This window comes from Pseudomonas sp. BT76 TE3572 (assembly GCF_050435365.1).
Classification (GTDB): domain Bacteria; phylum Pseudomonadota; class Gammaproteobacteria; order Pseudomonadales; family Pseudomonadaceae; genus Aquipseudomonas; species Aquipseudomonas fluorescens_W.
Genome location: NZ_JBNDKE010000001.1, coordinates 3,808,581 through 3,820,796, shown reverse-complemented (window position 1 = coordinate 3,820,796; position 12,216 = coordinate 3,808,581). Strand labels below are relative to the sequence as shown.

Sequence of the window (12,216 nt, the reverse complement as noted above, 5' to 3'; positions counted from 1 at the left end):
GGCAAATTACTCCTTGTTGGCGGTTGGCGGTTCCGCGCCAGGATTGAGGGTCAGTTGCATAAAGGTCAGGTCCAGCCAGCGACCGAACTTGGTGCCCACCTGAGGCATCTGGCCGGTCGTCACGAAACCGGCCCGTTCATGCAGGCGAATAGAAGCAGCGTTACCGCTTTCGATGGCGGCGACCATCACGTGTTTGTCGCAGCCTTTGGCGAGCTCGATCAACGCAGTCATCAATTGTGGGCCGAGACCATTGCCACGCTGGTCGCTGCGCACGTAAACCGAATGCTCGACGGTATGGCGGAACCCGTCGAACGGCCGCCAGTCACCGAATGAAGCGTAGCCCAGCACCGTGTTGTCGCCGTCGACGATTACCAGAATCGGGTAGCCCTGGGATTGCCGGGCGCTGAACCAGGCCTGGCGGTTACCCAAATCCACGGCCTGTTCGTTCCAGATGGCCGTGGTGTTGAGTACGGCGTCGTTGTAGATATCGCGGATCGCCGGCAAGTCGGCGTACTCTGCATCGCGGATGTGGTAGGTCATGGCGCGGCCTCAGGCGATCGGTTGGTGGACGGTGACCAGTTTGGTGCCGTCGGGAAAGGTCGCTTCGACCTGGATCTCCGGGATCATTTCCGGGATGCCTTCCATCACTTGTTCGCGGCTGAGCAGGGTGGTGCCGAAGTGCATCAGCTCGGCCACAGTCCGGCCATCACGTGCGCCTTCGAGCAGCGCGGCGGAAATGTAGGCCATGGCTTCCGGGTAGTTGAGTTTCACACCTCGCGCCAAACGTCGCTCGGCCACGAGGCCGGCGGTGAAGATCAGCAGCTTGTCTTTTTCGCGTGGGGTCAGGTCCATCGTTGGGAATCCATAATCGGCAGTAAAAAAAGTATTCGGATGTGTAAACACAAAACCCCTGTAGGAGTGAGCCTGCTCGCGATGGCGGTGTGTCAGGCAACTTATGTGTTGAGTGTGCCGGCGCCATCGCGAGCAGGCTCACTCCTACAGGAGATTGTGTTTCAGGTGCTCCATATTCTTGGGGGGACGGCTTCGCGGCCAAGCAATGCAGGCCTGAGCAACCGCCACAAATCAATCAGCCAACCGCGCGCCAACAGCGCTTCACTGGCCAGGCAACGTGCGACTAACAGCCCCGGTAACTGGGTCAGGTCTCCGCGCACGTCATGGGGCAGCGAACGGCAACGCTCCAGTAAGTCGCTATCGATGTCCCCGGTCACCAGCAACGTCGCAAACACCGGTTGCCCATCCAGGCCAATCGGCGAATCAAGCAAACCATCGCCTCCGACAATGCGCTGGCGTTCGTGCCAGAGCAACTGGCCGTCACGGCGGATGTCCAGTTGCGCCTGAAAATGCCCGAGGTCAAAACGCTCGCCACTGGCCGGGCGACCCAGCGCTACCACGTCCCAGTAGAACACCCGGGCATCGCCTTCAAGGTCGATGCAGGTGCTGAGTTCAGCCTGGGCGGCACTGAAAATGATCGTCTCTTGTGGCAACCATTCAAGTGTCGCACCGCTCACCACTTTCAAATCCAGCTGCTGATAAGCGGGCCCCGCTGCGCGATACCACTTGGCCGCACCGGGGCTGGTGATTTGCGCCCAGGCATCGCGGCCGACACTGGCCGAGATGTCCAGCCGATCACCACCGGCAATCCCGCCCGGCGGGTGCACGATGATGTGCTGGCAAACCTCCGGCCCTTCGGCATACAGGTGCTTTTGCACCCGCAGCGGGCCTTTGTGGCGGCGCTGAACCGGGCGCGTACTGTCGCCGAATCGGGCGTAGCCGAGTTCCAGTTCGGCGTGCCAGCTGGGGGTAAACAGGGCAGTGGGAAGAGGTAAATTCATGATCTCTAATTATCGTCAGGACGCTGCAGATTAGATCGTAGCTTTATATCGTAACCAGACCGCGTACACCCTCGGCCTCCATATTTTCTCCGCGACCCTGTTGCACGATTTCGCCCCGGGACATCACCAGGTACTGATCGGCCAGTTCGGCGGCGAAATCGTAGAACTGCTCCACCAGCAAAATCGCCATATCACCACGGGCCGCAAGCTTCTTGATCACCACGCCGATTTCCTTGATCACCGATGGCTGGATGCCTTCGGTGGGCTCGTCGAGAATCAGCAAGCGTGGACGGCTGGCCAACGCTCGGCCGATCGCCAATTGTTGTTGTTGGCCTCCGGACAAGTCACCGCCGCGCCGTTGCTTCATCTGCAACAGCACCGGAAACAGTTCGTAGATGAACGCCGGGACTTCCTTGGCTTCTGCGCCTGGAAATCGCGACAGGCCCATCAACAGGTTTTCTTCCACCGTCAGCCGGCCGAAAATTTCCCGACCCTGAGGCACGTAAGCGATCCCGGCGTGAACCCGCTGGTGTGGCTTGAACGCGGTGATCGGTTTGCCTTCCCAGTTCACCGCGCCTTCTTTGGCCGGCAACAAACCCATGAGGCACTTGAGCAGGGTGGTCTTGCCCACGCCGTTACGGCCGAGCAGGCAAGTGACTTCGCCGACCTTTACGTCAAACGTCAGGCCGCGCAGGATGTGGCTACCGCCGTAATACTGGTGCAGCTTGTCGACTTGCAGCATGTTCAAATTCTCCTCAAATCCCCTGTAGGAGTGAGCCTGCTCGCGATAGCGGTCTTTCAATCAACAGATATGTTGTCTGACCCACCGTTATCGCGAGCAGGCTCACTCCTACAGTTGGATAGGTGTTCACAGGTCTAGCGACCGAGGTAGACCTCGATGACGCGCTCGTTGTCCTGCACCTGCTCCAGCGACCCTTCGGCCAACACGCTGCCCTGGTGCAACACGGTGACGTGGTCGGCGATGGAGCCGACGAAGCCCATGTCGTGTTCCACCACCATCAGCGAGTGTTTGCCCGCGAGGCTCTTGAACAGTTCGGCGGTGAATTCGGTTTCGGCGTCGGTCATGCCTGCTACCGGCTCGTCGAGCAGCAGCAGTTGCGGGTCCTGCATCAGCAACATGCCGATTTCCAGAAACTGCTTCTGACCGTGGGACAACAAACCCGCCGGACGATTGACCGACGTGGTCAGGCGAATGGTGTCCAGCACCTCGCTGATGCGATCTTTCTGTTCGCCACTCAGGCGAGCCCGCAGGCTGGCCCACACCGATTTGTCGGTTTTCTGCGCCAGCTCCAGGTTCTCGAACACGCTCAAGGCTTCGAACACTGTCGGCTTCTGGAACTTGCGACCGATGCCCGCCTGGGCGATTTGCACTTCGCTCATCTGCGTCAGGTCGAGGGTTTCACCGAACCAGGCCTTGCCGTGACTCGGACGGGTCTTGCCAGTGATCACGTCCATCAGTGTGGTCTTGCCCGCGCCGTTGGGACCGATGATGCAGCGCAATTCGCCGACGCCGATGTACAGGTTCAGAGCGTTCAGCGCCTTGAAGCCATCGAAGCTGACGCTGATGTCTTCCAGGGTCAGGATGGTGCCGTGGCGAGTGTTCAGACCTTTGCCGGCGGCTTGGCCGAGGCCGATGGCGTCACGGCTGCTGCCGGCGTCCCTGTTGGGTTCCAGTGGCGGAAAAAACGCCGGTTCGAGCATGAATTCAGCCGTCGCAGTGGTTCTCATTGTTCACCCCTTTTCTTCAGCAGACCGATCACGCCTTTGGGCAGGTACAGGGTCACGACGATGAACAGCGCGCCGAGGAAGAACAGCCAGTATTCCGGGAAAGCCACGGTGAACCAGCTCTTCATCCCGTTGACTACACCGGCACCGAGCAACGGACCGATCAAGGTGCCACGACCGCCAAGTGCAACCCAGACCGCTGCTTCAATGGAGTTGGTTGGCGACATTTCACTCGGGTTGATGATGCCGACTTGCGGCACGTACAGCGCACCGGCCAGGCCGCACAACACTGCGCTCAACACCCAGACGAACAGCTTGAAACCGCGTGGATCGTAACCGCAGAACATCAGGCGGTTTTCGGCATCGCGCAGTGCGGTCAGCACCCGGCCGAACTTGCTCTGCGCCAGACGCCAGCCGATAAACAGGCTCGCCACCAGCAACACCACCGTGGCGAAAAACAACACCGCGCGAGTCCCCGGTTCAGTAATGCCAAATCCGAGAATGGTGCGGAAATTGGTGAAGCCGTTGTTGCCGCCAAACCCGGTTTCGTTGCGGAAGAACAGGAGCATCCCGGCGAAGGTCAGGGCCTGGGTCATGATCGAGAAATACACGCCCTTGATCCGCGAGCGGAAGGCGAAGAAACCGAACACCAGCGCCAGCAACCCCGGCGCCAACACCACCAGGCACATCGACCAGAGGAAACTGCTGGTGCCGGTCCAGTACCACGGCAATTCGGTCCACGACAGAAAGGTCATGAACGCCGGCAAGCCATCGCCCGACGCCTGGCGCATCAGGTACATGCCCATCGCATAACCGCCGAGGGCGAAGAACAAGCCGTGACCAAGGGACAACAGACCGGCGTAACCCCAGACCAGATCGAGGGCCAGCGCGACAATCGCGTAGCAAAGAATCTTGCCCACCAGCGTCAGCGTGTAAGCCGAGACGTGAAACGTGCTGTCCGGCGATAGCAGCGACAGCAGCGGTAACGCCAGCAACAGAACGAGGATCACTGCGCCGAGGGCAATCGTGACTTTTGGGCCGGCCTTTTGCGTGGCCGTGAGCATCAGGGGCTGGTTCATCAGTCGATCACCCGTCCTTTCAGTGCAAAGAGGCCTTGCGGACGTTTCTGAATGAACAGAATGATCAGCGCGAGGATCAGGATTTTGCCGAGCACGGCACCGATTTGCGGTTCGAGAATTTTGTTGGCAATACCGAGGCCGAACGCAGCGAGCACGCTACCGGCCAATTGGCCGACGCCACCAAGCACCACCACCAGGAACGAGTCGATGATGTAGCTCTGGCCGAGGTCCGGGCCGACGTTGCCGATCTGACTGAGGGCTACGCCACCGAGTCCGGCAATGCCCGAACCGAGGCCGAAAGCGAGCATGTCCACGCGCCCGGTCGGCACGCCGCAGCAAGCGGCCATGTTGCGGTTCTGGGTAACGGCGCGAACGTTCAAACCCAGGCGCGTCTTGTTCAGCAGCAACCAGGTCAGCACCACCACAAACAGGGCGAAAGCGATGATCACGATGCGGTTGTAGGGCAGTACAAGGTTGGGCAGCACTTGAATTCCGCCGGACAGCCAGGCCGGATTCGCGACCTCAACGTTCTGTGCGCCGAATACCAATCGGACAAGCTGAATCAGCATCAGGCTGATGCCCCACGTGGCGAGCAGGGTTTCCAATGGTCGGCCGTAGAGGTGGCGAATCACCGTGCGTTCCAGTGCCATGCCGATGGCGGCGGTGACGAAAAACGCCACCGGCAAGGCGATCAGCGGGTAGAACTCGATGGCTTGCGGGGCGAAGCGCTGGAACATCAACTGCACCACGTACGTCGAGTACGCGCCGAGCATCAGCATCTCGCCATGGGCCATGTTGATCACGCCGAGCAGGCCGAAAGTGATCGCCAGACCGAGTGCGGCAAGCAACAGGATCGAACCGAGGGACATGCCGCTGAAGGCTTGACCGAGGATCTCGCCGATCAGCAATTTGCGTTTGACCTGAGCGAGGCTGGTTTCGGCGGCGGTGCGTACGCCGGCGTCGGCTTCGACACCCGGTTGCAGCAGGCTTTCGAGGCGAGTGCGGGCCATCGGATCGCCGGTTTCACCGAGCAGACGCACAGCGGCAAGCCGCACGGCCGGGTCGGTGTCCACCAGTTGCAGGTTGGCCAGCGCCAGGCTCAAAGCCGCGTGAACGCTTTTGTCTTGCTCGCCAGCCAGTTGCTGGTCGAGGAATTTCAACTGCGCCGGTTTGGCGCTTTTCTGCAATTGCTGCGCGGCGGCCAGACGGGGTTTGGTGTCGGTGGCGAGCAATTGGTGACTGGCCATAGCGGTGTCGATCAGACCCCGCAGGCGGTTGTTCAGGCGCAGGGTTTTCGGTTGGCCGTCGACGGTCAACTCGCCTTGCTGCAGGGCGTTGATCAGCTCGATACGGACCGGGTCGGGCTGCGCGGCCCAGGCTTCGAGGAGTTTTGCTTGTTGCACGGGATTGGCGGCGACGAAGTCTTCGGTGTCGCTGGCGTGTACGGCCATCGGCAGCAAGAGCGCGAGCGCGAAGATGAAGCGGTAGAGGGCAGTGGGCATATGTGGTGTTCCTGTTAAATCGACCCCTCACCCCAACCCTCTCCCCAATGGGGCGAGGGGGAAAGGGGGCCGATCTTCATGCTTTTCAAATCCTGAGTTCGACTTAATTGCGCAGGTCGAAGTAGCTCGACCAGACAACTCGGTCAGTCCCCTCGCCCCTCTGGGGAGAGGGTTAGGGTGAGGGGGGGATTTCAAGCCCACCCCAAACTCCAGATCCGCCTCAGTTGCTCTTCACCGCATAATCCGGCTTCTTGTCGTTACCCGAAATGAACGGGCTCCACGGCTCGGCACGGATCGGCCCTTCGGTCTGCCACACCACGTTGAACTGACCGTCCGCCTGGATCTCGCCGATCATCACCGGTTTGTGCAGGTGGTGGTTGGTCTTGTCCATGGTCAGGGTGTACCCGGACGGTGCGGCAAAGGTCTGGCCGGCGAGGGCTTCGCGGACTTTGTCGACGTCGGTGGACTTGGCTTTCTCAGCCGCTTGCGCCCACATGTGGATGCCCACGTACGTGGCTTCCATCGGGTCGTTGGTCACCGCTTTGTCGGCGCCCGGCAGGTTGTGTTTCTTGGCGTAGGCTTTCCAGTCGGCGACGAATTTCTTGTTCGCCGGGTTCTCGACCGATTCGAAGTAGTTCCACGCTGCGAGGTTGCCCACCAGCGGTTTGGTGTCGATACCGCGCAGTTCTTCTTCGCCGACCGAGAACGCCACGACCGGAACGTCGGTGGCTTTCAAGCCTTGGTTAGCCAGCTCTTTATAGAACGGCACGTTGGAGTCGCCGTTGACGGTGGAGATGACCGCTGTCTTGCCACCGGCCGAGAATTTTTTGATGTTGGCCACGATGGTTTGATAATCGCTATGGCCGAACGGGGTGTAGACCTCTTCGATGTCCTTGTCCGCCACACCTTTGGAGTGCAGGAACGAGCGCAGGATTTTGTTGGTGGTGCGCGGGTAAACGTAGTCAGTGCCCAACAGGAAGTAACGCTTGGCGCTGCCGCCTTCTTCGCTCATCAGGTATTCCACCGCCGGAATCGCTTGCTGGTTCGGTGCGGCGCCGGTGTAGAACACGTTCGGCGACATCTCTTCGCCTTCGTACTGCACCGGGTAGAACAACAGGCCGTTGAGCTCTTCGAACACCGGCAACACCGATTTACGCGACACCGACGTCCAGCAACCGAACACCACCGCCACCTTGTCCTGAGTCAGCAACTGACGACCTTTTTCAGCGAACAGCGGCCAGTTCGATGCCGGGTCGACGACCACAGGCTCCAGCATTTTGCCGTTCACGCCGCCCTTGGCGTTGATCTCGTCGATGGTCATCAATGCCATGTCTTTGAGCGACGTTTCGGAGATCGCCATGGTGCCGGACAACGAATGCAGAATACCGACCTTGATGGTCTCGGCGGCCTGGAGGCTCCAGGTCATGCCCATCGCGGCAATGCTTGCCGAAAGTGTGAAAGCCTTGATCAAGCTGCGACGCTTCATTGTGCGATCTCCATGAACTTATGAATTTTCTTGGTGGCAGATGCGGACTACTGAAGAGTCTTTAGCAAGGGCTGTGCCTGGTCGGCCAAAGGCAGGGAAATGTCGTATTAGAGCGGTTGCGCGGTTTAGGTGGTGCACCATGAAAGACCGCCTCTGGCGCGTTGGTGCGAAGGGGTGCGCCACATTGGGGCGAAGAATCTGTGAACGGCGCTTACCCCTGTGGGAGCGGGCTTGCCCGCGATAGCGGTGGTTCAGTCACAGAAATGTTGAATGTGCCGCCGTCATCGCAGGCAAGCCCGCTCCCACAGGTTCGGTGGTGTTCTTGTGGGTTCAGCGGCGGCGCATGAGGCCGATGAAGAACAGCCCACCGATGGCGGCGGTGGCGACGCCGATGGGCAGGTCTTCGGGGGCGATCAGGGTGCGGGCGGCGACATCGACCCAGACGAGAAAGAGGCTGCCCAACAACACGCACACCGGCAGCAATCGCCGATGCTCCGCCCCGACCAACCGCCGCGCAATATGCGGCACCATCAGCCCGACAAATCCGATGGATCCGCTGATCGACACCAACACCCCGGTCATCAGCGAGGCAATCAAAAACACCCGTAACCGCACGGTGCGAGCATTCAGCCCAAGGGTCACCGCCGTCTGTTCTCCCGTCATCAACGCATTCAATGGTCGAGCCATTCCCAGCAACAACAGCAAACCGAGCAACACGCTGGCCGCCGGCACCGCCAGCAATTCCCAACGCGCCAACCCGAGCCCGCCAAGCATCCAGAACATCACCGCCGAACTCGCGCGATGATCGCCGAGAAACAGCAGCAGATTGGCGATCGCCATCATCACGAACGACACCGCCACGCCGCACAACAGCAGCCGATCACTGTCCAGCCGCCCGTTGCGGTTGGCGATCATCAGAACGATCAGCATGCTAAGCAACGCGCCGATAAACGCCGCGATTGGCAAGGTCAGCAGGCCAACGATTTCACCGACATGCAGCACCACAATCACGGCACCGAGGGTCGCGCCAGAGGTGACTCCAAGCAGGTGCGGATCGGCCAGCGGATTGCGTGTCACCGCTTGCAGCACCGCACCGATTAGCGCCAGCCCGGCCCCCACCAACGCGCCAAGCAACATGCGCGGCACGCGGATCAGCCAGACGATATGTTCCTGCCCGGTGGCCCAGTCCGGCACGCCGAAACCGAACATCTTGTGCAGCAAAATCCGCCACACAACGTCCACCGGCACCCGCGCCGGGCCAAAGCCCAGCGACACCACGCACGACACCAGCAACAACGCGCCGAGGGCCACCAGCAACAAGGCGTAGCGACGATTGATCATTCGCCGTGGAAACCCTTGGCCAGGGTTTCAACCGCCAGCACGTTGTCGATACCCGGCGTGGCCTGCACATACGGAATCACGATGAAGCGCTGGTTCTTGATCGCGTCCACCGATTGCAGCGCCTTGTTGTTGAGCAGAAATTGCTCTTTCTGTTCGGCGGTGACTTCGCCGTAGTCGACGATCACGATCACCTGCGGATTGCGCTCGACCACGTTCTCCCAGTTGACCCGGGTCCAACTCGCTTCGACATCGTCGAGAATATTGCGCCCGCCAGCAGCGTCGATCAGCGCTTGCGGCATACCGAGACGGCCGGAGGTCATGGCGCGGTCTTCACCGCTGTCATAGAGGAACACGCGAGGTTTGTCTGCCGGCAGGTCCTTGCGCACTTCGGTGACTTGCGCCTGCATCTGGCCGATCAAGGCATTGGCGCGATCCTGCACGTCAAAGATTTTGCCGAGGTTGCGCAGGTCGTTGTAGGTGTCTTCCAGACTGGCCGGCGGACGCTTCATCACGAACGCGCAGGACTCGGTCAGCTCATAGACATTGATGCCCAGCGGCTGCAACGTTTGCGGCGTCAGGTCACCGCCCACGCGCATGCCGTAATCCCAGCCAGCGAAGAAGAAATCGACGTTGGCGTTGAGCAGGGTTTCCACCGACGGGTACTTGGCCGCCAGCTCCGGCAAGCCATCGAGGATGGTCTGCATCTGCGGCGTGACCGACTTCCAGCCGGTAACGCCGCTATACCCGGCCATGCTGGGTTTCAGGCCGAGGGCGAGCATCATCTGGGTCATGTTGATGTCGTGGCTGACCGCGTGTTTCGGCGCTTGCTTGAAGGTCACTTCGCGGTTGCAGCTCTGCACGGTCAACGGGTAGTGAGTGGCCTCGGCAAATGCTTGGGAATTGCCCAGCAGCAGAGCGGCGCAAAGCAGGGAACGCAAAGTCATGGTTGGGTTATCCAGGTGATTCGTGGGTAGCCGTGCAAAGGATGTTCATCGATCAGCGCTTCGACGCCGAACACGTCGCGCAACAGGGGGGCGGTCAGGACTTCTTTGGGGGTGCCGCTGGCGACGATGCGCCCGTGATTGATCACGTACAGCCGATCGCAGAAAGCCGCCGCCAGATTGAGGTCATGGATGCTCGCCAGGGTGCCGATCTTCAGGCGTTTGACCAGTTGCAGCAGTTCGAGTTGATAGCGCGGGTCGAGGTGATTGGTCGGCTCGTCGAGGATCAGCATTTGCGGTTGCTGAGACAGGGCGCGGGCGAGGATCACGCGCTGTTTTTCACCGCCGGAGAGGGTGGCGAAGGCATGATCCTCGAAGCCCTTCAGACCGACTGATTCCAGGGCCTGGGTCGCGAGAGTTCTGTCTTCGAGGGTATCGCCGTCGAACAGGCCTTTGTGCGGTGTGCGGCCCATGGCGACGACTTCGTCGACGGTGAGGCCGAAGGCGTCGGGGAATTCCTGCAGGACCACGGCGATGCGTTGCGCGCACCAACGCGAGGATTGCTTCCAGACATTGTGGTGGTCGAGCTTGACCTCGCCGCGCTCGGGTTTGCTGAAGCGCCAGGCGCAGCGCAGCAGGCTGGTTTTGCCGCTGCCGTTGGGGCCGATCAGACCGACGAACTCACCGGGGAGCACGTGCAAGGTTGCATCACGCAGCTGGAACTGGTGATGGCAATGGCCGTGGCCCAGGGGTGTCCAGGCGAGATTTGTGAGGTTCAGCGAGGTCATTGCGCGCTCGACGTGCGGGTTGTTGCAGCGGGCCGACATTGTAAGGTCAACCGCACTGCAACAGGCATCTCGCTGTCTTCAGGATGAAGATGAGGCGGATTCAGACTGGCCGCTCAAGCGCGACAGCAGCACCCGATCCAGCAGCCAGACCACCACCAGCGAAGCGCCCACCAATGGAAACGCCACCGCCAATGCAAACATGATGACCATCGCGGTTTTCCATTTCGGCAGGTCGTGGCGCAGCGGCGGAACACCGAACTTGCCTTGCGGGCGACGCTTCCACCAGATCACCACGCCGCTGACGGCGCTGAGCAGAATCATCAGGCAGATCAGCAGCACGATGATCTGGTTGAGCGGGCCGAACATTTTGCCTTCGTGCAGCATCACGCCGATTTCCGTCGCGCGGGCGACGGCGCCGTATTGGGCGTAGCGCACGTCGGCGAGGACGTCGCCGGTGTACTGATCCACATGCAGCGTGGCGTCATTGCGCGGGTCGTCGGCGAACACCGCGATGGTGAACACGCCAGTCGCCGTGGTCGGCAAGGTGATGCTGTAACCCGGTTCGACCTGGCGTTGCGCAGCAATGTTCTGCACGTCCTGCAAGCTGATGGTCGGCGCGGCGGGGCCCGCTTGCGCGCTACCGTGGGCCATGTGTTCGGCGTGGTCGCCGGACATTGGCATCGGTGTGTTTTCCATCGCCCAAGGCACGGTCTGGCGGGTGGCGGTGTTGAGGCTGCGGGCCTCGACATCGGACTTGGGCACGTCGTCCCACATCGCTGCCGGAAAGACATTCCACACTTCGGCGTATTGCTTGCCCCAGAACCCGGTCCAGGTCATGCCGCTGAGCAGCATCACCAGCAGCAACGACGCGCCCCAGAACCCGGTCACCGCGTGCAGGTCACGCCAGAGCACACGACCGCGACTGCTCAAGCGTGGCCACAGGATGCCGGCCGCTTGACCGCGTGGCCACCACAGAAAGACGCCGGAGACCACCAACACCACACCCCAGCCGGCGGCCAGTTCGATCAGTCGATCACCGACGGTGCCGATCATCAACTCACCGTGAATCGCTCGCGCAACGGCTTGCAGATTCTTCTTGGCGTCTTGCTCGCCGAGGATGTCGCCGTGGTAGGGATCGACGAAAACGTTGAGTTCGTTACCGCCATTGAGCACGACAAATTGCGCGCTGCGCTCGGCGTCGACCGGTGGCAAATACTGCTTGATCGTGGCGTGTGGATAAGCCTCTTTCACTCGCTTGAGCAGGTCATCGGCCGGGACGCTGTGATGCCCGGCCGGGACGTTCAGCAGGCTGCCGTACATCAACGGGTCGAGTTGCGGCTTGAACAGGTAAATGATGCCGGTCAGGGCCAGCATCACCATGAAAGGCGCGACGAACAGACCGGCATAGAAATGCCAGCGCCAGGCCAGGTTGTAGAAATTCGGTTTGGGCTGTTTCATCGGTTGTGCTCCGCTTGGCGAA

Annotated in this window: 12 protein-coding genes; all 12 read right to left on the bottom strand. The window is 60.8% G+C overall.

The window, feature by feature from the left end; genetic code table 11:
* Positions 1–6 precede the first annotated feature (6 nt).
* The 12 genes from ABH912_RS17380 to ABH912_RS17325 all read right to left on the bottom strand — a co-directional run bounded on the left by ABH912_RS17380 (position 7) and on the right by ABH912_RS17325 (position 12,194).
* A complete protein-coding gene (locus ABH912_RS17380) occupies positions 7–540 on the bottom strand; it encodes an N-acetyltransferase family protein (protein ID WP_429511234.1) in 534 nt (177 codons plus the stop codon).
* Positions 541–549: 9 nt separating this feature from the next.
* On the bottom strand, positions 550–852 hold the full coding sequence (gene ureA / locus ABH912_RS17375; protein ID WP_033055605.1) for an urease subunit gamma: 303 nt from the start codon (positions 850–852) through the stop codon (positions 550–552).
* Between the two features lie 161 nt (positions 853–1,013).
* Positions 1,014–1,853, bottom strand: a complete 840-nt coding sequence (locus tag ABH912_RS17370) for an urease accessory protein UreD (RefSeq protein ID WP_429511233.1) — start codon at positions 1,851–1,853, stop codon at positions 1,014–1,016.
* 43 nt (positions 1,854–1,896) lie between these two features.
* Entirely contained in the window at positions 1,897–2,595 is a 699-nt protein-coding gene (urtE, locus tag ABH912_RS17365; protein WP_429511232.1) for an urea ABC transporter ATP-binding subunit UrtE, read from the bottom strand.
* A gap of 134 nt (positions 2,596–2,729) precedes the next feature.
* Positions 2,730–3,602, bottom strand: coding sequence for an urea ABC transporter ATP-binding protein UrtD (urtD, locus tag ABH912_RS17360; protein ID WP_429511231.1), 873 nt, complete (start codon positions 3,600–3,602; stop codon positions 2,730–2,732).
* Entirely contained in the window at positions 3,599–4,678 is a 1,080-nt protein-coding gene (gene urtC, locus ABH912_RS17355) for an urea ABC transporter permease subunit UrtC (protein ID WP_429511230.1), read from the bottom strand. Before urtC ends, urtD begins: the two co-directional genes overlap by 4 nt.
* Entirely contained in the window at positions 4,678–6,180 is a 1,503-nt protein-coding gene (gene urtB / locus ABH912_RS17350; RefSeq protein WP_429511229.1) for an urea ABC transporter permease subunit UrtB, read from the bottom strand. The genes urtC and urtB overlap by 1 nt, the downstream gene beginning before the upstream one ends.
* 220 nt (positions 6,181–6,400) lie before the next feature.
* Positions 6,401–7,666 carry an urea ABC transporter substrate-binding protein gene (gene urtA / locus ABH912_RS17345; protein WP_033055613.1) on the bottom strand — a complete coding sequence of 422 codons (1,266 nt, stop codon included), beginning with the start codon at positions 7,664–7,666 and terminating at the stop codon, positions 6,401–6,403.
* Positions 7,667–7,996: 330 nt separating this feature from the next.
* Positions 7,997–9,007: a FecCD family ABC transporter permease gene (locus ABH912_RS17340; protein WP_429511228.1), complete on the bottom strand. Its 1,011-nt coding sequence runs from the start codon at positions 9,005–9,007 to the stop codon at positions 7,997–7,999.
* The gene (locus tag ABH912_RS17335) at positions 9,004–9,951 is read right to left on the bottom strand and encodes an ABC transporter substrate-binding protein (RefSeq protein WP_429511227.1); all 948 of its coding nucleotides are present in this window, start codon (positions 9,949–9,951) and stop codon (positions 9,004–9,006) included. The genes ABH912_RS17340 and ABH912_RS17335 overlap by 4 nt, the downstream gene beginning before the upstream one ends.
* Complete coding sequence (locus ABH912_RS17330; RefSeq protein ID WP_429513121.1) at positions 9,948–10,736, bottom strand: ABC transporter ATP-binding protein; 789 nt, start codon at positions 10,734–10,736, stop codon at positions 9,948–9,950. The genes ABH912_RS17335 and ABH912_RS17330 overlap by 4 nt, the downstream gene beginning before the upstream one ends.
* A gap of 78 nt (positions 10,737–10,814) precedes the next feature.
* Entirely contained in the window at positions 10,815–12,194 is a 1,380-nt protein-coding gene (locus ABH912_RS17325; RefSeq protein ID WP_429511226.1) for a PepSY-associated TM helix domain-containing protein, read from the bottom strand.
* Between the last annotated feature and the right edge of the window lie 22 nt (positions 12,195–12,216).

What these genes read in the sequence shown, in the direction of transcription:
- urtB (WP_429511229.1), bottom strand. Translation starts at nt 6,180, where the DNA reads ATGCCCACTGCCCTCTACCGCTTCATCTTCGCGCTCGCGCTCTTGCTG.
- urtE (WP_429511232.1), bottom strand. Translation starts at nt 2,595, where the DNA reads ATGCTGCAAGTCGACAAGCTGCACCAGTATTACGGCGGTAGCCACATC.
- urtA (WP_033055613.1), bottom strand. Translation starts at nt 7,666, where the DNA reads ATGAAGCGTCGCAGCTTGATCAAGGCTTTCACACTTTCGGCAAGCATT.
- ABH912_RS17340 (WP_429511228.1), bottom strand. Translation starts at nt 9,007, where the DNA reads ATGATCAATCGTCGCTACGCCTTGTTGCTGGTGGCCCTCGGCGCGTTG.
- ABH912_RS17380 (WP_429511234.1), bottom strand. Translation starts at nt 540, where the DNA reads ATGACCTACCACATCCGCGATGCAGAGTACGCCGACTTGCCGGCGATC.
- ABH912_RS17370 (WP_429511233.1), bottom strand. Translation starts at nt 1,853, where the DNA reads ATGAATTTACCTCTTCCCACTGCCCTGTTTACCCCCAGCTGGCACGCC.
- ureA (WP_033055605.1), bottom strand. Translation starts at nt 852, where the DNA reads ATGGACCTGACCCCACGCGAAAAAGACAAGCTGCTGATCTTCACCGCC.
- urtD (WP_429511231.1), bottom strand. Translation starts at nt 3,602, where the DNA reads ATGAGAACCACTGCGACGGCTGAATTCATGCTCGAACCGGCGTTTTTT.
- ABH912_RS17335 (WP_429511227.1), bottom strand. Translation starts at nt 9,951, where the DNA reads ATGACTTTGCGTTCCCTGCTTTGCGCCGCTCTGCTGCTGGGCAATTCC.
- urtC (WP_429511230.1), bottom strand. Translation starts at nt 4,678, where the DNA reads ATGAACCAGCCCCTGATGCTCACGGCCACGCAAAAGGCCGGCCCAAAA.
- ABH912_RS17325 (WP_429511226.1), bottom strand. Translation starts at nt 12,194, where the DNA reads ATGAAACAGCCCAAACCGAATTTCTACAACCTGGCCTGGCGCTGGCAT.
- ABH912_RS17330 (WP_429513121.1), bottom strand. Translation starts at nt 10,736, where the DNA reads ATGACCTCGCTGAACCTCACAAATCTCGCCTGGACACCCCTGGGCCAC.